General features: G+C 64.6%; 20 protein-coding genes. 12 read left to right on the forward strand and 8 right to left on the reverse strand.

What is annotated here, in order from left to right; genetic code table 11:
• Positions 1-3 precede the first annotated feature (3 nt).
• From catC to YP76_RS19520, 5 genes are read left to right on the forward strand one after another with little or no spacing between them, the layout of a single operon-like run.
• Complete coding sequence (gene catC / locus YP76_RS19505) at positions 4-294, forward strand: muconolactone Delta-isomerase (RefSeq protein WP_046764065.1); 291 nt, start codon at positions 4-6, stop codon at positions 292-294.
• Between the two features lie 24 nt (positions 295-318).
• Positions 319-1,209 (forward strand): dioxygenase family protein, encoded by an 891-nt coding sequence (locus YP76_RS19510; protein ID WP_046765340.1) that lies wholly within the window; start codon positions 319-321, stop codon positions 1,207-1,209.
• An 18-nt stretch (positions 1,210-1,227) separates the two neighbouring features.
• Complete coding sequence (locus YP76_RS29295) at positions 1,228-1,392, forward strand: hypothetical protein (protein ID WP_408640437.1); 165 nt, start codon at positions 1,228-1,230, stop codon at positions 1,390-1,392.
• Positions 1,392-2,192, forward strand: coding sequence for a 3-oxoadipate enol-lactonase (gene pcaD / locus YP76_RS19515; protein ID WP_198147550.1), 801 nt, complete (start codon positions 1,392-1,394; stop codon positions 2,190-2,192). The genes YP76_RS29295 and pcaD overlap by 1 nt, the downstream gene beginning before the upstream one ends.
• 42 nt (positions 2,193-2,234) lie before the next feature.
• Positions 2,235-2,465: a hypothetical protein gene (locus tag YP76_RS19520; protein WP_046765233.1), complete on the forward strand. Its 231-nt coding sequence runs from the start codon at positions 2,235-2,237 to the stop codon at positions 2,463-2,465.
• Positions 2,466-2,693: 228 nt separating this feature from the next.
• Here the strand turns inward: YP76_RS19520 and YP76_RS19525 are convergent, their stop codons facing one another.
• The 5 genes from YP76_RS19525 to YP76_RS19545 all read right to left on the reverse strand — a co-directional run bounded on the left by YP76_RS19525 (position 2,694) and on the right by YP76_RS19545 (position 14,656).
• Positions 2,694-4,235, reverse strand: a complete 1,542-nt coding sequence (locus YP76_RS19525; protein WP_046765234.1) for a right-handed parallel beta-helix repeat-containing protein — start codon at positions 4,233-4,235, stop codon at positions 2,694-2,696.
• A 72-nt stretch (positions 4,236-4,307) separates the two neighbouring features.
• Positions 4,308-5,342, reverse strand: a complete 1,035-nt coding sequence (locus YP76_RS19530) for an MBL fold metallo-hydrolase (RefSeq protein ID WP_046765235.1) — start codon at positions 5,340-5,342, stop codon at positions 4,308-4,310.
• A 75-nt stretch (positions 5,343-5,417) separates the two neighbouring features.
• Positions 5,418-8,468: a glycosyl hydrolase family 28-related protein gene (locus tag YP76_RS19535; protein ID WP_046765236.1), complete on the reverse strand. Its 3,051-nt coding sequence runs from the start codon at positions 8,466-8,468 to the stop codon at positions 5,418-5,420.
• A gap of 70 nt (positions 8,469-8,538) precedes the next feature.
• Positions 8,539-11,487, reverse strand: coding sequence for a TonB-dependent receptor plug domain-containing protein (locus YP76_RS19540; RefSeq protein ID WP_046765237.1), 2,949 nt, complete (start codon positions 11,485-11,487; stop codon positions 8,539-8,541).
• A 139-nt stretch (positions 11,488-11,626) separates the two neighbouring features.
• Positions 11,627-14,656, reverse strand: coding sequence for a glycosyl hydrolase family 28-related protein (locus YP76_RS19545; RefSeq protein WP_046765238.1), 3,030 nt, complete (start codon positions 14,654-14,656; stop codon positions 11,627-11,629).
• A gap of 214 nt (positions 14,657-14,870) precedes the next feature.
• Between YP76_RS19545 and YP76_RS19550 the strand changes: the two genes are divergently transcribed.
• Positions 14,871-15,353: a gluconokinase gene (locus YP76_RS19550; RefSeq protein WP_084733284.1), complete on the forward strand. Its 483-nt coding sequence runs from the start codon at positions 14,871-14,873 to the stop codon at positions 15,351-15,353.
• A gap of 127 nt (positions 15,354-15,480) precedes the next feature.
• Positions 15,481-16,011 carry a TPM domain-containing protein gene (locus tag YP76_RS28370; protein WP_046765240.1) on the forward strand — a complete coding sequence of 177 codons (531 nt, stop codon included), beginning with the start codon at positions 15,481-15,483 and terminating at the stop codon, positions 16,009-16,011.
• Between the two features lie 420 nt (positions 16,012-16,431).
• On the opposite strand, the gene YP76_RS19560 is transcribed toward YP76_RS28370, so the two are convergent.
• Positions 16,432-17,109: a FadR/GntR family transcriptional regulator gene (locus YP76_RS19560; protein ID WP_046765241.1), complete on the reverse strand. Its 678-nt coding sequence runs from the start codon at positions 17,107-17,109 to the stop codon at positions 16,432-16,434.
• Positions 17,110-17,121: 12 nt separating this feature from the next.
• Entirely contained in the window at positions 17,122-18,468 is a 1,347-nt protein-coding gene (locus YP76_RS19565; RefSeq protein WP_046765341.1) for a GntP family permease, read from the reverse strand.
• A 260-nt stretch (positions 18,469-18,728) separates the two neighbouring features.
• Here YP76_RS19565 and YP76_RS19570 point away from each other — a divergent pair, with 260 nt between their 5' ends.
• Positions 18,729-19,028: a response regulator transcription factor gene (locus YP76_RS19570; protein ID WP_232307646.1), complete on the forward strand. Its 300-nt coding sequence runs from the start codon at positions 18,729-18,731 to the stop codon at positions 19,026-19,028.
• Between the two features lie 58 nt (positions 19,029-19,086).
• Positions 19,087-20,193, forward strand: a complete 1,107-nt coding sequence (locus YP76_RS19575) for a Gfo/Idh/MocA family protein (protein ID WP_046765242.1) — start codon at positions 19,087-19,089, stop codon at positions 20,191-20,193.
• Positions 20,194-20,201: 8 nt separating this feature from the next.
• Here YP76_RS19575 and YP76_RS19580 read toward each other — a convergent pair whose 3' ends face one another.
• Entirely contained in the window at positions 20,202-21,053 is an 852-nt protein-coding gene (locus YP76_RS19580) for an SDR family oxidoreductase (protein WP_046765243.1), read from the reverse strand.
• Positions 21,054-21,133: 80 nt separating this feature from the next.
• On the opposite strand from YP76_RS19580, the gene YP76_RS19585 reads away from it, so the two are divergent.
• The 3 genes from YP76_RS19585 (at position 21,134) to YP76_RS19595 (ending at position 24,540) form a co-directional block, all read left to right on the forward strand.
• Positions 21,134-22,084, forward strand: a complete 951-nt coding sequence (locus YP76_RS19585) for a cation diffusion facilitator family transporter (RefSeq protein WP_046765244.1) — start codon at positions 21,134-21,136, stop codon at positions 22,082-22,084.
• A 150-nt stretch (positions 22,085-22,234) separates the two neighbouring features.
• A complete protein-coding gene (locus tag YP76_RS19590) occupies positions 22,235-23,818 on the forward strand; it encodes a DUF4153 domain-containing protein (protein WP_084733273.1) in 1,584 nt (527 codons plus the stop codon).
• A gap of 11 nt (positions 23,819-23,829) precedes the next feature.
• Positions 23,830-24,540: a response regulator transcription factor gene (locus YP76_RS19595; RefSeq protein WP_052757504.1), complete on the forward strand. Its 711-nt coding sequence runs from the start codon at positions 23,830-23,832 to the stop codon at positions 24,538-24,540.
• The last annotated feature ends 2 nt before the right edge of the window (positions 24,541-24,542 follow it).

Consider the following 24,542-nt stretch of genomic DNA (forward strand, 5'->3'; position numbering starts at 1 on the left):
CCCATGCTCTTCAAAGTCGAAATGGATGTGCGTGTCCCGCTGGATTATGATCCAGCCCGGTTCGAAGCGTTGAAGGCGGCGGAGAAGGCGCGCTTCCAGGAGCTGCAACGGGCCGGGACCTGGCGCCATATCTGGCGGGTCGTGGGCCAGTACAGCAATGTCAGCATCTTCGATGTGGAGAGCAACGCGCAGCTCCACGACCTGCTGACCGGCCTGCCGCTTTATCCCTTCATGGAGGTGAAGGTGACGGCGCTCTGCCGCCATCCCTCCTCGCTGCATGACGATGATCGCTGATATTCAACCCTTTGGAGAGGCATGATGACTGAAGATTTTGTTGCATCCGCGCCGGTACAGGCCCTGCTCGACCGCGCCAGCGGCGTCGACGCGCAGGGCGGCGACAAGCGGCTCAAGGCGATCACCCGCGACCTGGTCGAGGCGGTGATGAAGACGATCGTGCGCCATGAGGTGAGCGAGAGCGAGTTCTGGGCCGCGATCCACTATTTCCAGAACGGCGCGGCGGAGTTCGGCCTGATCGTGCCGGGCGTGGGGCTGGAACATTTCATGGACCTGCTGATGGACGCCCGGGATGCCGAGGCCGGCAGGACCGGCGGCACCCCGCGCACCATCGAAGGGCCGCTCTATGTCGCGGGCGCGCCGCTGGTGGAGGGCGACGTCAACCTGACCGACGATGCCGACGACACCGGCACGCTCTTCATGAGCGGCACGATCAAGGGACCGGACGGCGCGCCCGTCGAAGGCGCGATCCTGCATGTCTGGCACGCCAACAGCCAGGGCTGGTATTCGCATTTCGACCCGACCCGCGAACAGACCCCCTTCAACAACCGCCGCCGCATCCGCATCGGCAGCGACGGGCGCTACGCCTTCCATTCGAAGATGCCCAACGGCTACAGCGTGCCGCCGCAGGGCGCCACGGACCGGCTGATGCAGGGGCTCGGCCGCCACGGCAACCGTCCGGCCCATGTCCATTTCTTCGTCGAGGCGCCCGGCTACCGCACGCTGACCACGCAGATCAACTTCGGCGACGATCCCTTCGCCGCGGACGATTTCGCCTTCGCCACGCGCGATGGCCTGCTGCCCGTTCCCAACCGGCAGGGCGACACCGCCACCATCGCCTTCGATTTCGAACTCCAGAAGGCGGACGTCGCCAGCGACGAGGGCTTCTCGTCCCGCATCCGCGCTGCGGCCTGAAGCGGGAAGAGGCGTTCCATGGCATCCTGTATCCACGACAGCCCTCGGGTCGCACTGAACGGACTGTCGTTCGACGGCATGATGATCATGTCGGGCGGGTTCGGGTTCTCGGGCAATCCCGGCAAGCCGAACCCGCAGATCGGGACATATGGGGGGCCGGCGCCCGCGGTGGAGCGGGTCTGATGGACAAGGCGTTCATCACCACCGGCGACGGCTGCCGCATCGCCTGGCGCTTCGACGGGCCGGAAGGCGCTCCCATCCTCCTGCTCTCCAACTCGCTGGGCACCGACATGGGCATGTGGGCGCCGCAGATGGAGCAATGGGCCCACCGCTTCCGGGTGCTGCGCTACGACCAGCGCGGCCATGGCGCGTCCGATGCCCCTGCGGGCGCCTATTCCATCGACCGGCTGGGGCGCGACGTCATCGAACTGCTCGATGCGCTCGACATCGCGACGGTCGATTTTTGCGGCCTGTCGCTGGGCGGTATGGTCGGGCAATGGCTCGGCATCCGCGAGCCGCACCGGCTGCGCCGCCTGGTCCTTGCCAATACCTCCAGCTTCATGGGGCCGCCCGACGCCTGGGACGCGCGCATCGCCCTGGTACGCCGGCAGGGCATGGCCCCGCTCGCCAGGGCTTCGGTCGAGCGCTGGTTCACCCAGGCCTTCGCCCAAAGCGGCCGGCATGCCATCGCCCCCATCGCCGCCATGCTCCAGGCCACCGACCCCCAGGGCTATGCCGGCTGCTGCGCCGCCATCCGCGACATGGACATGCGACGCACCGTCGCCCTCATCCAAACCCCCACCCTCGTCATCGGCGCAACGCACGACCCTGCAACACCGCCAACCCACAGCAACGCTCTCGCAACAGCCATCGCAGGCTCCCGCCTTGCCATGCTCAAGGCCGCTCACCTCGCCAATGTCGAACAACCAATCGCGTTCCAGGATGCTGTCCATGGAATGTTGTCGGGGCCAAGCCCGGTCTGATCTGAATATTGTCCTGGAACCGTCAAGAATATCGAGAGGAAAATGTCAAATCTCGTCGTGATCGACAAAAATCTTGTTGACCGGATGCTGCTCCTGCAAGTCGGCAGGACCGACGAGGCGTTGAACGACCGCTTCGGCATCAGCTATAATAGTTGGCGCAAGATCATGGAGGGCAGGCCGGTGCGGCCATCACTGGCCGATCGGCTCATCAAGCGGATCCAAAGCATCGATGAGGGGCATCATGCCAGCATTTCCCCATCGGCGGAGGAATAGAGCGCGCTGCGTCAAATCGTACGCAAGTCGCGCGCTCTAAGCTTTTGTTGTCGCATCGCTTTAAGCGCAAAACCGGTTCCCACTTTTGCGCACGATGCTCCAGGACGGCAAGGTTGAAAGGAACGCACGATTGCCTGTCGCCCGCCCCGATGGGTGGTCGGGCTGACGATGGGAGGACCAGCCGCCGACAATCGGGCCAGCCTGATCTCCCCCATCCGACGTGGCAGATCACCGGCGCGCTTCGAAAATCGACATGCGCCGGGTCTGTTTCAGTTCGACCGTCGATTGCAGTTCGCGCTGCAACATGCCCAGCATCCATTCACGGTGCCGGACGATGAAGTCCGCAAATCCGTCCGGCTTCGATGGATCGAAGGTCGGGACTTCCCAGTCCAGCGGTTGTTCCACATAGGGAATGACGGCCTGGCCGATCCCGTCCTCCGGCGGTTCCACATGGCGGCCGATATAGCTGTTCCCCTTGAACCGGATGAAGGAGGAGGGCGAGAATCCCGCCTTGATCAGATAGTCGGGTCCGTTTCGTCCGGCCTCGCTGCCATAGCGGGCCGTGCCCGCGACCTTGAACAGATTGTCGTGGAATTTGACGTCGCGCGCCCACCCGTCCCATTGCGTCGCGACGATCATCTGCACGTCCAGCGCGGGGCCGACATGGATGACATTCTTCTCGATCGTCGCGTCCGACACATTGCCGGAAAGCTGGAAGATCCGGCTGCCGTCGTTGCGGCTGACGTTGAAGCGGGCGCGGGTGCCGCGATTGCCCAGATTATCCTTGTCATTGGGCCGGGGCGAACAGATCAGCAGGAAACCGCCCGCATTGTCGTGGCTGTAATTGTAGAGGATGGTCGTGCGGCGCGAGTTGAAGTCGGAATCGAAGCCCTGGCCGTCGTAGCGGGTGCGGGTATAGGCGGCTTCGTTGAGCTGGATCAGGCTGTTGTCCGTGCTCCATTGCCAGATGCCCGCATTGTAGCCCGGCGCGCGGCTGCCCGCATGGCGCACGATATTATGTTCAATGAGCGCGCCGTCCGTGCCGCGTGGAACGATGCCGTCGCCGCCCACATCCTCGACATAATTGTCGCGGATGACGACGCCTTCGCTGGGGAACCAGTTGAGGAAGGTCACCCGGTCACTGATGCCTGCGATGCCCGACCGGTCGACGCGCCAGACGATGTTGCGCTCGATGCGCAGGTCATGGAAACGGGTGGCGACGCGCTGCCCGGTCGCGCGGAAGACGATGCCGCCATTATCCTTGCGGTCGTTGGTGCCGCGTACATCATGGATGTACATGTCGCTGATGTGGATGGCCCGCATCACGCCCTTGTCCTCGCCCGACACGAGCACGCCGAAACGTTGCGCCGGGGCGGGGGCAGTGTTGGTCACTTCCAGCCCGCTGACGGTCACATATTCCGCGTTCATCACCGCCACGCCATAGGGGGAAACGCCGCCCGCATCGATGCGCGGCCGCGGTCCGCCCTCCGTGGCGGCGATGGTGATCGGCGCATTGGCCCGGCCGGACCGGGTGATCGTCAGCGGTTCCTTCCAGAGCGACCCGGCCTCCAGCAGCACGCGGTCCCCCGGTTTGAGCGGCGTGTCCCGGATGCGGGCGAGCGACCGCCAGGGTTGTTCCCGCGATGTCCCGCCGAAACGGTCGTCGCCCTTGATGGAGTTGACATAATAGGTTTCCGCCCTGGCGGCCGAGGCCCATCCGGCCGCCGACAAGGAAAGCAGGAGGGATGCTGTTCCTATCGACTTAAGCAACGTCCCAGTCTCCATGGCGCGGCTCGATGCCGACCTTGTGCACCCTTGCGGCTGAATGCGGCGTGAAAGACCCTAAAGTGCGCGCCACCATCGGATGCCGGCTTCGTCCGCCTCATCCACCGCCCGCCCGCGACTGCGGAGGCAGGCCAGATGGGCAAGACTTTCCCCCGTGGCAAGGCTCAACAGCTTCCTGTTGATCTCCCGTTTGAACAGGGCCGGAAAGACGTCGATCGCCCGTTTGGGTGTTTCGAGCAGCGCGTGAAGCCTTTCAAGGCCGGTCTCATGCCCTTCCAGCAAGGCGTCGATGCGCGCATGCAGGCCATGGAAGGGTTTGCCATGCGCGGGCAGGACCAGCACGTCGTCGGGCAGAACGCGCTGGATGCTGTTCAGGGATTCCAGCCAGCCCGCAAGGGGGTCGGCCTCGGGTTCCAGGGGGAATACCGAAATGTTGGAGGAGATTTCCGGCAACACCTGATCACCGGAGATCAGCAATTTCGCTTCCGGGCAATGGAGCATGGCATGTTCGGGCGAATGCCCCCGCCCGACGACGACCGTCCACGCACGGCCTCCGATCATCAGCGTCTGACCATGTTCCAGCGCGCGGAAACTGTCGGGCAGGGGATAGAGCAGCTTGCCGAAATCGCCGAAGCGCGCGCGATAATGGTCGAGCGCTTCCTCGTCCCAGCCGGCGGTCCTGTAAAATCTTATGGCCTCCTCCGGCGCTTCCTGCCCGGTATAGGCGGCCAGGACGCGCAGGGTCATATATTCCAACCGTGTCATCCAGAGCTGGGCCGGTTGTTTCTGTGCCAGCCAGCCGGCCATGCCGCTATGATCGGGGTGGAGATGGGTGACGATGATCCGCCGCACCGGCCGGTGTCCGAGGGTCGAGGCAAAGGCCTGCCGCCAGGCCGCTGTCGTTTCGGTGGTGCGAAGGCCGGTATCGACGATGGTCCAGCCGTCGCCATCGGCCAGCGCCCACAGGTTGATCGCCTCGATCCTGCCGTCCATCGGCATGCGCAGCCAGAAGACGCCCTCCGCGACGCGGGTTGCCGTGCCGTCGCCGATCGCCGGTATGTCGATGGGGGGATAAGCCAGTTGGGCAGTCACGGTCGCGTTCCTCTTGTCGATCCGCGACCTTGCACCGTCACGGTGCAACGGGCAAGCCACAGAGGACAGGGCTTGTCATCCGTCTCCGATACGCGCCGCATACAGCGCGTGGTGGGTGAGGATGTACAGCGTCCTGCCGTCCGGTCCGCCGAACAGCAATTGCAACGGGCGCTCGGGCACGTCGATCCGGCCGATCTCCTTCCCGTCCGGCGCATGGACGAAGACCTGCCCGTTGGCGATGTACACCCGGCCCTGCGCGTCGGTCGTGACCCCTTCGCCGCCCCGTTCCGCAAAGGGCCTGAGCTCCGTTATCGTGCCGCCGGAGCCGACCTTGCCGCTATAGGTGCGGTTTTCCGATCCGTTGGTCAGATAGACCCGCTCGCCCGGCTTGCCCTGGATGAAGCCATAGCTGTCGAGCGAGTCGGAAAAGCGCAGCCCGCGATGGTCGGACGGTCCCTGCGCGAAGATGCGCCAGGCGGGCAGCACGATGCTGCCGTCGGGGGAGACATATTCGCGCGCCTTGGGCAGTGCCATGTCGCGGGCGAACATTTCGCTCAAGGTGGTGAACTGGTAGCTTTTGGGATCGATCTGGTCCTTGAACTCGCCATTGTTCCACCAGTTGACCGGCAGCACGGTCGCCGTCCCGGTACGAGGGACGGAGGTGGTCGGCTGGATCACCGTCAATTCGGTGTCGGGCGTGCCGGGCTTGAAGCTGTAGACCGTGCCGTTGCGGCCATAGGATGACAGCACCAGCAGATTGCCCGACCGGTCGAGCGTCAGGTTGACGGGATCGAGCGCGGCGTCGCGGACGATCTCCAGCCTGCGGTCGTCCGACCAGCGCCAGATGCGCTGGAAATGGCGGTCGATGAAATAGAGCGCGCCCTTCGCATCCACCGCCCCACCGCCGATGGAATGGAAATCCTCGGCCAGCTTTTCCACCTTCGCGCCAAGGAATGTCGAGGGGACGACGGGTTCCGGCCTGGCGGGCACGTCCAGCACGGCGAACTCCCGTTCGCGCACATCGATGCCATGGGTGACGTCGCGTATGGCGTTTTCGAACGGGAATTTGGTAAGCCGCAGGAAGGTCGCACAGCCATTTTCATCGCAGGTGCCCAGTCCGCTCTCGCCGTTCACATGGACATTGCGGAAACGGATGTCCTGCGAATTGGTGAGCGTGACCGCCGCCGGAGCGGGCTTGCGCGTGCGGGTGACGCGGTAGCCGTGGAAATTGGCGACCAATATGTTGCGGGAATCGCGGATTTCCAGGGCGACCGCATCGCCGCTTTCGCCCGCCTCCCCTTCGGTCTGGGGGGCCAGCAATTCCCAGTTGGCGACGCGGTTGAGGCCGATTTCGGTGCGGACATGATGTTCGACCGATGCCTGGATCAGGCGGCCGGGCGTTTCCGTGTCCGAAATCAGGATGCCGGGATGGGCGAAGGTGCTGGGGCTCCAGATATTGGCGAAGGTGCCCCCGCCGCCCCGCGTCACCCAGAGGCTGGCATATTGCCCATCCCAGCGCCGCGACGCGTCCGGGTCGGCGGTGGCATTGTTGTTATAGGGATTGGCGCGGCTGCCGTCGTACAGGTTGGTGCCGTGGCCGCCCTGGAACTTGACGTCGTTCACCATCGAGTTCGCGCCTGCCATCCACAGCAGCGCGGTTGCGCGGGGATTGGCGCCGTTGCTATTGAGGCCGAGCCCGGCGACGATCGCATCGCCGCCCTGCGCGCTTTCGACCAGCGCCCTGGGCGCGCCCACCCCTTGCCAGGCAGGCGCGCCGTCGGGCAGCACGATCTGCGTCAGGCTGGGGTGCAGGCCCAGCAGCACCGTGTCGGCGCGCAGACGCAGCGTGTCGCTGACCTTGTAGAAGCCGGTGGGCAGATAGACGACGCGATGGCTGTCGATCGCCTTCTGGATGGCGGCGGTGTCGTCGCTGCTATTGTCGCCTTTCGCCCCCAGCGACCGCACGCTCACCCAATCGGAGACGGGGGGCAGGGCGCGGATCGCGGGCGCGGAAGGGGCGGGGAGGGCGGAGAGCCCCTCGGCCTGCATGTCGGTCCTGTACTCGCCCATCCGACCAAGCCCGGGCAGGGTCAGGCCGTGGGTAAAGGACGTGACCTTGTAGGCCGCGCCCCTGCCCGTCACCGTCCGTCCGCTCTCGCGGAAGCGCGCGAAGACGGGGGTGTTTTCAGCCAGCACATTCTGGAAGCCGATCTGGGTGTAGACATTCTTCTCGTTGGAGATGATGACGCCCGCCTTCGAGACATTCTCGAACCGCACATCCTGACCCCAGAGCCAGTCGCCATAGCCGCGGTCGATCTCGATCCCGACCGGCGTGTCGCGGATCGCGACATTGACCAGCGTCAACCCCGCCTCATGTTCGCGAATGGCGGCGTCCCGCTGCCCCTCGAAAGTCGCGTCCACCAGCGCGAAGGGCCAGGCCGGGGAGGTCTTTTCGGCAAGGATTCCGTATCGGCCGCCCCGGAAATGCAGGTCCTCCGCCTCATTGGCGACATGATAGAGGCCGGCAAGCCCCGATCCGATGTCAAAATCGGCATGGCTGACGAAACTGTGCTGCGCGGAATGGAAGCGGATCGCGGTGGCGGCGGGATTGCCGCCCAATATGCGGAAATCGATATTCCCGAGAGCGGAATAGAAAGTGCCGGGATTGGCGTCCGGCACATCCTTGTTGAGGGGGACGCTGCCCGGTGGCGGGAAGGCGACCGGGCGGCTATCCTTGGGATCACGCTCGCGGCGGCCCCCCGCGAAGATCAGCATATGGGCGACGCCGCGCTGGAAACCGGGGGTGTTGGCGCCCAGCAGGATGACGGGGCGCTGTTCGCCGATGCCGAAGATGCGGACCCCCGGCCAGAGGAAGATGGTGCGGCTGATGCGGTATGTGCCGGCGGGCAGGAAGACGATGCCGCCGCCCCCCTTTTCGGCCGCCTTGTCGATCGCCTCCTGGATCGCGGCGCTGTCGTCCGCCCGGCCGTCGCCGACGCCGCTGACCGTGACGGCGCCCGGTTCGTCGGGTGCGGTCGCATAGACCGACGGCGAAGCGTGAGCGGGATCGAAAGCCGCCAGGAGCAGCAGTACCGACGCACAGGCTCCGCTTAATCCACGAACCATCGACATACTCCGGTAACAAGACGTCCCGGCCGGTGAAGGCCGGGACGAGGAGGGGGAAAGAAAGGCAGGATCAGAAGTTGAAGCGTATCCCCGCGCGGTAGATGCGGCCCAGCGTATCATAAAGCGCCGGGTTGATGTCGAGGCCGGTATTGGTCTGCGGCGCGGGCACCGGGTCCTTGTCGAACAGATTGTCGACCTTGCCATAGATGGTCAGGCTGTCGCCGATCTTGAAGGTCGCACCGATGTCGACATAGAAGGCGCCCTTCATCTTGTTATAGTCGATCGTCGGATGGTTCGTCGTCGAGGTCGGGCAGGACGACTGGCAGACGACATATTGATTGCCGAAGGTGCCGTCGCTGATCCAGCGTTCCTGCACGGTCAAGCTGAACCGGCCGCTGTCATAGGTCTGTACCGCCAGCCATTTCCAGTCCGGCGTATTGCCGTTGTTCGCGCCCGCCTGATCGACCGGATCGACGCCGGCGATGCCCGCATTGACGATGAACTTGCGGATATGCGTGCCCAGCGCGCGCACCGTGAAGCTGCCCGGCAGGCCCAGCGGCTGCTGCCACTGATAGCTTGCCTCGATATCGAAGCCGCTCGTCTTCCAGGAGGCGAGGTTGAAGGGCTGGACGTTGACGAAATTGGTGCCCTGCGCCCCGTCGAGCTGGAAGCCGCCGCAGAAGGCCTGATTGCCCTCGAAGCAGAAGCGGACGATCTGGTCGGCCGAGAGGGTGGAGACGACGCCGTTCAGCTTGATATTGTAATAGTCGAACGACAGGCTGAGCCCCGGTAGCCAGGACGGCCGCGACAGGACGATGCCCAGTTCGGTGTTGCGTGCGACTTCAGGCTTGAGGTTGGTGTTGCCGATCGTGTTCTGGAACACCTGCACCGCTTGGTTGCGGAAGGGATCGTTGAAGTTGGGGAGCGTCGTCACCGTCGGCGCCGCGAACAGTTCCGACAGGTTGGGCGCGCGCACGTCGCGCGACGTCACCGCGCGCAGGCGGATGCCGTCGAGCGGCGTGTCCCAGGTGCCGCCGACCTTCCACGTCCAGACCGTGCCCGACGTGCTGTAATGGGTGACGCGCGCCGCGCCGTTCAGGTTCGCGCGGCCCATGGAGTCGCTGTTGATCAGCGGCAGGTCGACTTCCAGATAGCCTTCCCACACATCATATTTGCCGTGGCCATTCTTGTAATTGCCCGCCGCCCAATTGCTGCCCTGCGCGGAATTGAGCAGCGGATCGGCCGGATAGTCCTCGCTGTTCGGGCTGATCGCCGAGACGCCCGCGCCATAGGGGTCGGCGTTCACGCGATAATATTCGCGGCGATATTCGCCACCGAACGCGACCGACACCGGCCCCGCCCACAGGTCGAACGGATTGCCCGAGAAATTGAGGCTGGCGACGTCCTGCGTCAGCTTCGTGTGCTGGAACGGTCCGTTTTCGTGGGGCGCGACATAAGCGAGCGCCGCCGACGATGGGGCGAAGCCGCCGAAGACGTTGATGGGCTGGCACCCCGCCGCCCGCGCGGCCGGATCGGCGCAGACGATCGCGCCGTTGAGCGTGATCGCATTGGTCGCGGCGACATAGCGGTTCTGGAGGACGATGTCCTGCACCCGGATATCGGAAATGGTGATGCCATGCTCATAATAGGCATCGTAATTCCAATCCGTCCCGGCCATGGCGAACTTGCCCTTGAGGCCGCCGACGAAGCGATATTGCCTGCGGTCGGTATGCACCCTGGGGTCGGGGAAGGCGCCGTTGCTGGTGCCGAAGCTGAACTGGGTGATGCCCGCCGTGGCGCAGCGGTCGCGGATGAGTTGCGGCAGGAAGGGATTGGCGCACTGGACGGTCAGGCTGGGCCGGTTATAGCCGGGGCTGGGCTGGTTGCTGGTCTTCACCTGCGCGACGTTGACCGAGACATAGGCTTCATTGTCGTCGGCAAAGTCGTAGCCGATCCGGGTATAGCCGTTGATCCGTTCCAGTGCCGATTTCAGCGAAGCGCCCGAACCCGGCGCCCCCGACAGGTCGCCGCCGACACAGAAGCTGTTGCCGCGGAAGCAGTTGGAAACCTGGCCGTTGCCGAGGGGCTGGCCGCCCGAGCCATAGTTGAAATTATAGGGCGTGCCGTTCTGGTCGAAGGCGATGCCCTGCAACGGCCCGTTGTTGATCAGGCCATAGCGCGCATATTGATAGGGCTGGGCATAGTCGCGATAGTTGAATTGCGGCAGGCCGTTATTGGTCTGGCCCGTGTTCATCAGGGTCGTGGCGCGATACCAGTCGCGGCTGCCCGCCAGGTCGGTGCCGAAATCGCCCGGACCCACGCCTTCCTCATGGTCATATTCGCCGCTCAGCACGACATGCAGGCGGTTGTCGAGGAAGGATTTGCCCCAGGCCGCCTGCACCAGGCCGGTTTCATCATCGCCATATTTGGTGATGCTGCCCAATATATTGCCTTTGAACCCTTCGAACCGCGTATCGGTGATGAAGTTGACGACGCCGCCGACCGCGTCCGAGCCGTAGGAGGCAGACGCACCGCCCGTCACCACGTCGACGCGCTTCACCAGCAATTGCGGGAACATGCTGATGTCGGGAACGCCGGTCACGTTCGCACCGACGACGCGCTGGCCGTCGAGCAGCGTCAGCGTGCGGATCGGCTGGAGACCGCGCAGGGAGAAGGAACTGAGACCCTGCAACCCGCTCGACGTGCTGAACGTGCCGGTCGCGGCGCCGGTCGATCCCTGGAGCGAGGGCAGTTGCGCGATGGTGGTGAAGATATTGGGCTGCGCATTTTTGGCGATCTGCTCCTCGCCGATCACCGTGGTCGGCGTGGGCGCGTTGAAGCCGCTGGTGGTGATGCGCGATCCGGTGACGACGATGTCGGCATTGCCCGCGGGTGCCTGGCCGGTCGTTTCCGTCTGTGGCGCGCCCACTGCGGACGGCGCGGGCGTCTGGGCCCCCGCCACGCTGGCGAATGCCATCACGGCAAGGCTGACGCTGGCAAGCTGAATTGCGGCTTTCATCGATCCATCCCCTTTTTTGTCCTTCGGCCGCCCTCCCGGCGCGGTCCGCGCCCATGGCGGGCGATCCCCTCAAGAATATCGTGACGCTCCGGCCGCCGCACTTACGACATAGGTCGTAGGTGCGGCGGAGACACGCTTTTCAGGGCCTCGCGGCGTAAAGTGCATGGTGTGTCAGGATGAAGAGCGTGCGCCGGTCCGCGCCGCCGAACAGGATCTGCAAGGGACGCTCTGGCACGTCGATCCGCCCTGTTTCCTTGCCGTCCATATCGTAGACGAAGACTTGCCCGTTGGCGACATAGACGCGGCCTTCTCCGTCGACCGCCACGCTTTCGCCGCCGCGATTGGTGAAGGGTTTGAGGTCGGTCAGCGCGCCGCCCGCGCCGATCCTGCCGCTATAGGTGATATTCTCCGATCCGTTGGTGACGAACAGCCGCTCCCCCTGTTTGCCGCCGACCAGTCCGTTCGCGTTGAGGCTGTCGGACCAGCGCCAGCCGGTATGATCCGTCGGCCCTTGCTGCCATACGCGGAACGCAGGCAGCGACAGGCTGCCGTCGGGGGAAACATATTCGCGGCTCTTGGCCGTGCCCGCGTCACGCGCGAACATGTCCGCCAGCGTCGTGAATTCATGGCTTTTATGATCGAGCTGGTCGCGGAATTCGCCATTGTTCCACCAATTGACCGGCAGCAGCGTCTTGGCGCCCGAAGATGCACGAACCGGCGTTGGTTCGATCAGCGTGAACCGGTCCTTGGGCCCGTCGGGATCGAAGGAATAGACACCCGCCTTGGCGCCGAGCGAAGAGAGCACCAGCACATGGCCGGACGCGTCGATCGCCAGATTGACCGGATCGAGCGCATGGTCGCGCACCACCTCCAACCCCTTGCCCTCGCTCCAGCGATGGATGCGCTGGAACCGCCGGTCGATGAAATACAGCGCCCCCCTGGCATCGACCGCTGCGCCGGAAATCGACCAGAAACCGTCCTCCAGCTTCTCGACCTTCGTGCTGCCGGGGGTCGGCGCGGGAATGGAACTGCCTGCCGGTCCGATGTCCAGACTGGCGAATTCGCGCTCGCGCACGAAAAGCTTGCGCGTCACATCCTCTATCGCATTGTCGAACGGATATTTGCTCGCCCGCAGGAAGGTGCCGCAGCCCTCGTCATCGCAGGTCGCAAAGCCGCTTTCGGCGTTGATGTGGACGTTGCGGAAGCGGATGTCGCCCGAATTGGTCAGCCTGACCGCGCTCTTTTCCGGCGCGTAAGTGCGCGTCACGCGATAGCCATGATAGTTGGCGAACAGCAGATTGCTGGAATTGCGGATGTCGAGCGAGATGGCGTCGGGGCCGTCGCCCACTTCCTGCTCGGTCTGGGGCGCCAGAAACTCCCAATTATGCACATTGTCGAGGACGAATTCGTTACGGGCATGATGCTCGACCGACATTTCATAGACATGGCCGGGCGTATTGGTGTCGGTGACGTAGAAACCGGCCTGCGCGAAGCTGTTCGGACTCCACACGTCGACGAAGGTGCCGCCGCCCCCGTCCGTGACCCAGATGCTGGGATATTGCGCGTCCAGCCGGTCGTCGGTGACCGGGTCGCCGGTATGGACCCGCAGGCTGCCGAGCATGGTGCCATCGGCGGTGGGTGTGCCGCCGCCGCCCATGATCTTGACGTCGTCCACCAGACTGTTTTCGCCGGACCGCCACAGCAGGGCGGACGCGCGCGGGTTCACCCGGCCGGTGAAGAGGCCGAGGCCCGAAAGGATATTGTCGCCGCTCTTGGGGCTTTCCAGGATGGGCAGCACGGGGCCAAGGCCCGCATGGGCCGGGTTGTTGTCGGGAATATAGAGCTGGGTGATCGCCGGGTGCAGGCCGATCAGCACGCTGTCCGGTCGCAGTTTCAGCCGGTCGGTGACCTTGTAGAAGCCGGTCGGGAAATAGAGGATGCGGTGGCTGTCTATGGCCTTCTGGAGCGCCGCGGTGTCGTCCGCCTTGCCGTCGCCCACTGCCCCCAGGGTGCGGACATTGACCCATTGCGCCATGTCGGGAAGGTCGCGAATGGCGGGCGCTCGCGGCGCGGGCATGGCGGGCAGCGGCTGGATGTCCGCCTCGGTCCGGTACTCGCCCATCCGGCCGAGCGCGGGCACGGCAAGACCGTAGGAGAAGGATGCGACCCTATAGGCCTTGCCCTTGCCGTTGACCGCTTGCCCGCTGTCGCGGAACCGGGCGAAGACCGGGCTGTTCACCGCCAGCGCATTGTCGAAGCCGATCTGGGTGAAGACATTCTTCTCTTTGGAGATGACGACGCCCGCCTTCGACACATTTTCGAAGCGCACATCCTTGCCCCAGAGGCTGTCGCTGTAACCCCGGTCGATCTCTATCCCCACCGGCGTGTTGCGGATGGCGACGTTGACCAGCGTGAGGTCGACCTCATGCTCGCGGATCGCCGCGTCGCGTTGCCCGTCGAAGCTCGAATCGAGCAGGGTGAACTGCCAGGCGGGGGAGGTTTTTTCGGAAACGATGCCGTATCGGCCGCCCTGGAAATGGACATTCTCCATGACGTTTCCGGCTTGGTAGACCCCGGCGAAGGCGGACCCCAGGCGGAAGTCCATATGGCTGAGGAAGGCATGCTGCGCCATGCGGAAACGCACGCCTGCCGCCGCCGGATTGCCCGCGCCGATCTCTATGTCGACATTGCTCATCGCCGAATAGAAAGTGCCCGAATTGGCGTCGCGGACGATCTTCTCGCGCGGCACGACGGTGGGGACGGGAACCGGCACCTGGCCGACATTATATTGGTCGCCTCCGGCAAAGACGATCATCGTCGACACGCCCTGCTGGAAGCCCGGCGTGTTGGCGGCGAGCAGGATCACCGGGCGCGTCGGCCCCACGCCGTAGATGCGCACGCCCGGCGGGACGATCAGGCTGCGGGTGATGCGATAGCGGCCAGACGGCAGGAAGACGATGCCATGCCCGGTTCGGTCTCGCGCCTTGTCGATCGCCTGCTGGATGGCATCGCCATCGTCGCTTCGCCCGTCTCCCTTCGCCTTCACGGTCACGGCATGGGGCTCATCGGGAGCCACCGGAAAGACGGACTGACCCGCTGCCCGGGCGTCGCCTGCCCCGGCAAGAGCCGTCGCCGCCAACAAGACGGCCATCATGCCGCGTCCGATCATAGCCGCACCTTCCGCTTATCCTTCATCACCTGCATGGCTAAAGTGTGGAACAGGCGCTGGCACTTGCGACGAAGGTCGTAGTTTCATGGGCGTGGCGGTCCTCCTATAGCGATGCGAAATCAACGCGATGCCGAGCGCGTCGCTCGTCCGCGAGAAAGCCGCCTTGTTACCTTCTCTCGATCCTGTTCCGGCGTCGCCCCTTGCCATCATCGTCATGGGAGTGAGTGGCTGCGGCAAATCGACCCTTGGCGCGCTCCTGGCGCAGGCGCTGGACTGCCCCTTTCTGGAAGGCGACAGCTTTCATTCGCCCGAAGCCGTGGCCAAGATGCGCGGCGGTCGCGCCCTGACGGACGAGGATCGCTGGCCCTGGCTGGACCGCGTGGGAAAGGCCGCCGCCGATAGAGCTGCCGCGCAGGGCATGACGGTCGCCGCCTGTTCGGCCTTGCGGCGGAGCTATCGCGACCGGCTGCGCGGCGCGATCGGGGTTCCCGTGCGTTTCATCCTGCTGGAGAACAGCCGGGAGAAGCTGCTGGCGCGGCTGGGGGACCGGTCCGGCCACTATATGCCCGCCAGCCTGCTCGACAGTCAGTTCGCTACATTGGAACGGCCCTTGCCCGAAGAGCAGGTTCTGATCCTCAACACGGATGACGCGCCCGATCTTTTGCGCGATGCAGCCTTGCGCTGGCTAGGGCGATAGCGAGACTGCGGTTATGGGTGGTTTCCGGTTTGGCAGCTTCCGGCTAAATTCTCTACGAAGCGGCTTCTCCGGATACGCCGACAAAACGGACATTGACGGTCCCGCAACTGCACCTCACCATGCCCACATGAGACGATCGCTTCGAGGAATTGCCATAGCATCAGTGCTGTTTACGCTTGCGTGCTCGAATGGGCAGGCGACCAGTGCTCCAGCGACCGGAACTGAAAGCGAAAATTCTGCGACCTCTATAGCAGCCGTGCCGTTGGCTGGCCGCGTGACCGATGCGGCTCATGTCCTATCGCCCCAAGAGCGGGTTAACCTGAGTGACAGGCTAGCGAAGCTAGAGCAGAAAACGCAGCATCAACTGGTTGTCGTGACAGTGTCCTCGCTCGGTGGACGCGATGTTGCCAATTACACGAGAGACTTAGCGAACAGCTGGGGAATTGGGCGCAAAGGCCATAATGATGGCGTGGTTCTTCTTGTCGCACCGAATGAGCGCAAGGTCCGAATAGCTGTTGGCTATGGCTTCGAGAAGCGACTGTCTGATGGGGCCTGCCAACAAATTATCGATCAGAAAATCCTTCCGAGCTTCCGGAAAGGAGATCTCTCCGGCGGCATTAAAGCGGGCACGGATGCGTTGATTACCCTCTTGGAATAGTGCCCGCTCCCCCCAACCTTTGTTACGTTGCCCCCCGCTGACAGATCATTGCTAGCTGCCGGTCGTTAAGCGAATCTGATCCCGCTAAGCGACCGCTTCCGGATTGCGCCGAATACGGCTGGAATGACCATGGTTGGTCGCTTTCAGACCCCCCTTCCATCATTGGACCTTGAAGCTGGAGACGGGCTGAGCATCATGCGTAACCCAAAGGCCACAGCATTCAAAAAAAACATCCTATTTCTCTGACAGGACGGGATTGAGCCTGTCCTATTGCGCGCCAGCGGGCCTATCCCGCAGCCCTCTTTGAAACGTCGGGCAGATCCTCACCACGCCTACGCGCGCCCAGGCACGCGCGCGCATACACTGTGAATTTCGGCCGAAAGTCGCCGATATCGGCCATAAACTCAATCGCAACGCGCTCTAAGGCATCAGCCGCCGCCGCCCTTCCCACAGATGCCAGCGCATGGCCAGCGCCGCGCCCTCCGGGTCCTGCGCACGGATGGCGGCGACGATCACTTCATGCTCGCGCAGCATGGTCGCGATTACCTCGGGCGGGCGGGAGCGGGAGATGTCGACGCCCGCGCGCATGATCTTCTCGACATCGTTCCAGAGCGCGTCGAAGGCGATGACAAAGGCGGGATTGCCCGTCGCTTCCGCGATCCGGCGGTGCAGTTCCATATCCTCGGCATGGGCCGGCTCGCTCGACAGCAGCGCCTCGCGCAGCGTGGCCATGCCGTCCTCGATATGCACCATTTCCTGGGGCGTGCGGCGGGTCGCCGCCAGCCTGGCCGCTTCCGCCTCCAGCACGAAGCGCACCTCGTAGCTGCCGAGCGTCGTCGGCAGTTCGGTGGACGGCATGAAGGCCGCCAGCCGTTCGGAGGGGCGGCTCTTGACGAAGGAACCCGCGCCGCGCCGCGCCTCGGTGATGCCGTCCGATGCCAGCCGGACCAATGCCTCGCGCACGATGGCACGCGACACGCCGAACATCTCGGCCAGCCGCGCTTCGGATGGCAGGCGCGCGCCGACCTCCAACTCCTCGGACTTGATGATCTCGACGATGCCCGCATAGGCCTGGTCGGAAAGGCGTGCCTGGTTCATGGCAACCCCTTGTTAGAAGATGCTGCTGGCCACAAGCACGAACAGCAGGCCGACCACCGCCACCACGGTTTCCATGATCGACCAGGTCCTGAACGTGCCGGGCATGTCGGTGCCGAGATAGCTTTTCACCAGCCAGAAGCCCGGATCATTGACGTGCGAGAAGAACAGCGAACCCGCGCCGATCGCCAGCACCATCCATTCCGGCTCCACGCCGGACGCGGCGACCAGCCCCTGCATGACGCCCGCCGTGGTGATCGTCGCCACCGTCGCCGATCCCGTCGCCAGCCGGATGCACACCGACACGCCCCAGGCGAGCAGGATGGGCGAGATCGCCCCGCCGTCGGCCAGCCGCACCAGCATGTCGGACAGCCCGGCCGTCACCAGCACCTGCTTGAGTGCGCCGCCCGCCCCGATCGCCAGCAATATGCCGCCCGCGGGCGTCATCGCCTCGGTCCAGATCGCGTTCTGGATGGTCCGGTCGGTGATGCGGCGGCCGAACAGCAGGGGCAGGGCGACCAGCACCGCCACCAGCAGCGCGACCACCGGATCGCTGACCCAGCCGAGCCAATGGAAATGGACGGCGACGGTGGGCGGCAGCATGGCAACCGCCTGGCCCGCCGCGATCAGCACGACCGGCAGCAGCACCGCCGTCAGCGCGCGGCCGACGGATGGTGGGGGGACGTCGGCCTTCACCGGCTCCAGCAGTGGCGGGCTGAGCTTCACGCCCGGCGCGGTGAAGCGCGCCAGCAGCGGCCCCGCGATGATCGCTGTGGGGATGCCGACGATCAGGCCATAAAGAAGGGTGAGGCCCAGATTGGCGCCCAGCGCATTGACCGCCAGCAGGGGGCCGGGATGGGGCGGCACCAACGCATGGACCACCGACAGGCCGGAAAGGGCGGGCAGCATCAGGCGCAGTTTGGCCGTATCATCATCCTGGCCGTGCGGCAGCGCCGCCGCCGCGGAGGCCACGATCGGCAGCAGCAGCACCAGCCCGGTTTCGAAGAAGAGCGGCAGGCCGATGACGATCGCGGTGCACAGGCTCGCCCAGGGCGCGCCCCTGATCCCGGACAGGCGCAGCGCAGCCCGTGCCAATCCACCCGCCCCGTCCGACAGTTGCAGCATCGCGCCCAGGCCCAGGCCCAAAGCCACGACCAGGCCCGTCCCGCCCAATATGGTGCCGGCGCCCTTTTCCACGGCCTTGGCCGTTTCCTCCATCGGCAGGCCCGCCAGCAGCCCGACCGTGAAGGCACCGCACAGCAGGCCGACAAAGGGGTGCAGCCGCCCTCGGATGATGAGCGTGATGGACAAGGCGATGCCGATAATGGCTGAAAGGATCAGCCGGCCGTCCTCCGGCGTCACCGGCTGCACCGTGCGGCGTTGATGCGTCGACGAAGCGAAACCCTCATCCTCTCCCTCCCTGACCGCTGGAATCCGGTATCCGGCGAAATCCCGGCCCGAAAAATCTGTTGGACAGCTTATAAGGTGGTTTGACTGAAAAACCACGAAATTTATGATATATTCGAAATTTTTTCTTGAACCTGTCAGACCACTTCCGTTATTGTTAGCGCTAATACGAATCCGGGGCGCAAACCCAGGTCAATCGCGGACAGGAGAGGAAGATGGTTTTCGGCACAGCTCTGCACGAGATTCTCGATCGCCCCGAATATGACTATCCGGGGCAGGACGAGCCGCGGCGATATGAGTCGCCACCTCCCCATCTGACCCCGACCCAGATCAAGGTGCTGCGCTGCGTCCATTCGGGCCTGTTGAACAAGCAGATCGCCTATGAGCTGGGCATGGCGGAGGCTACGGTGAAGGTCCATATGACCGCGCTCATGCGCAAGCTCAATGTCCGCAACCGGACGCAGGTCGCGGTCGCGGCGGGCAATATGGGCTGGCGTTCCAGCTCCGCGGATTGATTCCGCCCCATTGCTGAACCTGTGCGCCACCGATTCCGGGCGGAGGAGGAGGAATCCAATGCCCGATAGCAATCGGCGGGACATGATCGGCGGCCTTGGCGTGGGGCTGGTCGCGGCGGCAATGATGCCCCGGCACGCTATCGCGGCCGACCGCCGGATCGGCTATGCCGTTGTCGGTCTGGGTTCCTATGCCACACGCCAGATCATGCCCAATTTCGCGGGCTGCGACCATGCGCGCCTGGTCGCCCTCGTCAGCGGCACGCCGGCCAAGCTCGACCGATATGGCGCCCAATATGGCATCCCCGCCACCCACCGCTACAGCTATGCCGATTTCGATCGCATCCGCGATAATCCCGATATCGATGTCGTCTATGTCGTGCTGCCCAATGCGATGCATGCCGAATACAGCATCCGCGCCGCGCAGGCAGGCAAGCATGTGATGTGCGAAAAGCCGATGGCGATATCGGTCGGCGAATGCGAGGCGATGATCGCGGCCTGCCGCAAGGCGGGCACCCGGTTGATGATCGGCTATCGCTCGCGTTTCGAGGTCCATAATCGGCTGGCTATCGATCTCGCGCGTGGCGGTCATGTCGGTTCCACCCGGCTGATCACGGCGGAGCACGGCTTTCCGATCCGGCCTGATCAGTGGCGGCTCGACCGGGCGCTGTCGGGCGGCGGATCGATGATGGACATCGGCATCTACAGCCTCAACGCGGCGCGCTATCTGACCGGGGAGGAACCGGTGGAGGTGAGCGCCATCGATTCCACCGACCGCAGCGATCCGCGCTTCCGCACGGTCGAGGACCGCATCAGCTTCTTGCTGCGCTTCCCCTCCGGGATCGAGGCGAACTGCATATCGAGCTACAGTTCGGCCCATAATGCCTATCGCGTCATCGGGACGGAGGGTTGGATCGATATGGAACCGGCCACCCCCTATAGCGGCCATGCGATGCGCATCCGCAAACAGGATGCGGTCATGCCCCGAACGCTGCCCGTGCCGGCCAAGAACCAGTTCGCGGCACAACTCGATCATCTCGCCGAATGCGTTGTCACGGGCGCGACGCCGATCGTGCCTGGCGAGGAAGGGCTGGCCGACATGCGCGTGATCGAGGCGATCTATGGTTCCGCCGCCGAGCGTCGCCATGTCCGCATCGGCGCCGCCTGAGATAACCCCTATCCGTTGACGATCGTCCCGCCATTGGGATGCAGCACCTGGCCGGACATGTAGCTGGAATCCGCGCAGGCCAGGAACAGGAAGGACGGCGCGACTTCATTGGGCTGGCCCGGCCTTCCCATCGGCGTGTTCTCGCCGAAATGTGCCAGCTTCTCCGGGCTCGCCCCGCCGCTGGGGTTGAGCGGCGTCCAGATCGGTCCCGGCGCCACGGCATTCACCCTGATGCCGTCCCCGACGAGATTTTCGGAGAGCGACCGGGTAAAGGCGGTGATCGCGCCCTTGGTGCTGGAATAATCCAGCAGTTCCTTCGACCCCTGATACATGGTGACGGACGTGCAGTTGATGATTGCCGCCTCTTGTTTGAGGTGCGGCCGCACCGCCTGCGTCAGAAAGAACATGCCGAATATGTTGGTCTGGAAGGTACGGCGAAGCTGTTCCTCGCTGATGTCGGTGATGTCGCTGTCGGGATGCTGCTCCCCCGAATTGTTGACGAGGATGTCGATGCGGCCGAATTGCTCGACGATCCGCGCAACGGCATCGTCGCAAAAATCCTTTTCGCCCAGATCGCCTGCCAGCGTGAGGGCGCGTTGCCCCTCTGCCCGGACGATCTCGGCGGTCCGTTCCGCGTCCTCATGTTCGCACAGATAGACGATCGCGACATCCGCGCCCTCCCTGGCGAAAAGCGCGGCGACGGCACGGCCGATGCCGCTGTCCGCGCCGGTGATGACGGCGGTCTTGCCGGCCAGGCGGCCCGAACCGGGATAGCGCGGTTCCCATTCCGGTTTCGGCTCCAGCCGGCTTTCATGCCCCGGCAGCGCGTCTTCATGAATCATGTCCTGCGTTTGCGTCATTGCAAATCTCCTCTCATCGTCGAAGAACTCATCGTCTGCCGGAGAGTTCTCTTCGTCGGTCGACGCGAGGGAGAGGCGGGATGAAAATCGGGCGCGCCGCGCATTTTCGTGAAAATATCGTTCTTTACGGCGCGCTGGTCGCCAATGTCGGGATCGCCATCGCCAAATTCGTCGCGGCGGCGTTGACGGGTTCCTCCTCCATGCTGACGGAGGGGGTGCATTCGCTGGTCGACAGCGGCAACCAGTTGCTGCTGCTCTACGGCCAGGCGCAGGCAAAGCGCCCTGCCGATGCGGCCCATCCCTTCGGTTACGGGCGGGAACTCTATTTCTGGGCCTTCGTGGTCGCGATCCTGATCTTCGCCGTGGGGGCGGGCGTCTCGATCTACGAAGGCTGGCTCCATATCCGCGCGCCCGAGCCGCTGCGCGATCCCGTCGTCAACTATATCGTCCTTGCCATCGCCTTTGCCATGGAGGGGAGTAGCTGGACGATCGCGGTCCGCGAATTCGGCAGGAAGCGCGGACCGAGCAGTTGGTGGCAATCGATCCGCCGGTCCAAGGACCCCGCCGGTTTCATCATTCTGTTCGAGGACAGCGCGGCGCTGGTCGGACTGGTGATGGCGGCGATCGGGGTCTGGGCCAGCCATCATTTTGCCGACCCGAGGCTGGACGGCATCGCCTCCATCGCCATCGGGCTGGTGCTGGGCGGGGTGGCGATCCTGCTGGCGCGGGAGGCCAAGGGGCTGCTGATCGGGGAAAGCGCGGACGGCGCCATCGTCGAGACGGTCTGGCGCCTGCTCGACCAGCGGCCGGAGATCACCGCCGTCAACCATGTCCGCACCATCCATACCGCCCCGGATGCGGTCTTCGTCGCGATCAGCGCCGACTTTGCCGACGAACTGCCGATGGGCCGGGCGGAAAGCCTGATCGAGGAACTGGAAAGCGCGATGAAACGTGCCATTCCCGAACTGACCTCCATCTACATCCGGCCCGAAAAACGGGAGGACGCGGTCATTCAGCCGCGCCCGTCCTGACCCTTTCCGTATCGGCGAGTTGGGCGAGCTGAAGGAATTCTGCCGCTTGCACATGTCCTGCACGGCTTCTGCGCCAATTATTGATCGGCAGCACCGGCTTGCCTGCTTGGGCATGACGCATCTTTCCCTGACATTCGGGGAGACAGATGGATGCACAACTTTCCCTTGGCCGGGCGTTTCCGATGGAAACTGGTGCCCACCTTGGTCGTCGTCGCGATCGGCGACTGGCTTTTCTACCAGCGGCATTTATATGGCGGATTTTACGGGCTTTTCGCGCTCGCCTTATTGATCGCGCTGTGGACCGGCCGACCGGCGGTGCGCCATGACAGGCGCGCCTGGGCGGCATTGTCGGCCGCCGGCCTGTTCGCGCTCGCACTGGTCTATGATGCGAGCCTTCTTGCCTTGGCCTTGTTCTGGGCGGCGGCGAGCATGGCCACGCTGCTGCCGGCAACGGCGCGCTTCGATGATGGCTGGCGCTGGTGCCAGCGTCTGATCTGGCAAGGGGTGCGCACGCCTTTCGTCCCCTTGATCGACCTGCGGCGCTTCCTCAAGATCCGGGCCGCCAGCCGATCGGGGCGTTGGAACCTCGGCGCGGTGCTGGCGGTACTGGCCCTGCCGCTGATGGGGAGCGTGGTGATCCTGGCGCTGTTTTCGGCCGCGAACCCATTGATCGAACGCTTCCTCTCGTCACTGCTGTGGCCCGAATTGTCGCTGGAACTGATCGGGCGTCTGATCCTCTGGGGCCTTTTGTTCCTGATGATGTGGAGCCTTCTGCGCCCCCGCCCCGCACGGCGCCTGCTGCCGGCCTTCGGGGGCCACGGCGATCTTGTCCTGCCGGGGGTGTCGGTCGCGTCGGTGACGCTCTCGCTCCTCCTCTTCAACCTGATCTTCGCGCTCCAGAATCTGATGGACATGGCCTGGCTCTGGGGCCTGGCACCGATGCCCGCGGGCATGTCCATGGCGGACTATGCCCATCGCGGCGCCTATCCGCTGATCGCGACGGCGCTGCTGGCGGCGCTGTTCGTGCTGGTGACGCTGCGTCCGGGATCGGAAACCGCGCGGACGAAGGCGATCCGCAATCTGGTGATGCTATGGATCGGGCAGAATATCTTCCTCGTCGCCTCGTCCATGTTGCGGACGATCGATTATATCGAGGCCTATTCGCTCACTCGCCTGCGGATCGCCGCGCTGGCATGGATGGCGCTGGTGGCCCTGGGACTGGCGGCGATCTGCTGGCGGCTGCTGCGGGAACGGAGCGCGGCCTGGCTGATCAACGTCAATCTGGCGGCGGTGGGGCTGGTGCTGGCGGTTGCCTGCTTCGTCGATCTCGGCGCCGTCGCGGCGCAGTGGAATGTCCGCCACGCACGCGAGGTCGGCGGGCGGGGCGTGGCGCTCGATCTTTGCTATTTGAGCGGATTGGGGGGCTCCGCTCTGCTGCCGCTGATCGATCTGGAACGGCGGACCGATTTGCAGCCGGCATTGCGTGAACATGTGCAAGCGGTGCGCGTCCGCATTCACGACGCACTGGCGCAGGATCAGCGGCAAGGCTGGACCCTGTTGGGGCAGATGCGGCTGAAGCGGGCGCGAAATAGTCCGGCCGCCGCCGCGCCATCCGGAGCGCGCGGCTGCGCCGGCGCCCTTTTGCCACCGCCTCAAGATCCCGTCGCACCGGCGCAGGCGGAATCCGTCGACGCCAAGGCCGTGCATGCGTTGACAGGGGAGATAGGGAAATGATCCTATGCCCCATGCCCAGCACCATCCTGATCGTCGATGACGACCCCCATATCCGCCAGTTGCTCGTCTTCGCCTTCGGCAAGGCGGGGCTGGGCACGATCGAGGCCGCCGATGGCGAGCAGGCACTGGCCGAGGTCGAACGCCATGCGCCCGACCTCGTCATCCTGGACATCAACATGCCGCGCATGGACGGGCTGGAGGTGTGCCGCAGGCTGCGCGCGCAAAATGACGTGCCGATCTTCTTCCTGTCCTCCCGCGACGATGAGATCGACCGGGTGCTGGGCATCGAACTGGGCGGCGACGATTATGTGGTGAAGCCCTTCTCCCCCCGCGAGGTGGTGGCGCGTTCCATGGCGATCCTGCGCCGCACCGCTGCCCGCCCGCCAGTGGTGGAGAATGTCGGCGTCATGCGCCACGGGCTGCTCAGCCTCGATACCGAAAGCTGGTCGGCCCACTGGGGCATGCTGGAGGTCGGCCTGACCGTGACGGAATTCACCATATTGCGGACGCTGCTCGCCATGCCGTCCCGCATCTTTTCGCGCGACCAGATCATCGACCGTTTCCGGGGACCGGGCTTTGCCCTCACCGACCGGACGGTGGACAGCCATATCCGCAACCTCCGCCGCAAATTCAGCGATGTGGGCGGGATCGACCTCATCGAGACGCGGGCCGGCATCGGCTATCGGCTGGGGGCATGCGGCGGAACGGACCTGACGGCATGATA

Origin of the sequence: Sphingobium chungbukense, assembly GCF_001005725.1 — a bacterium.
GTDB lineage: Bacteria > Pseudomonadota > Alphaproteobacteria > Sphingomonadales > Sphingomonadaceae > Sphingobium > Sphingobium chungbukense.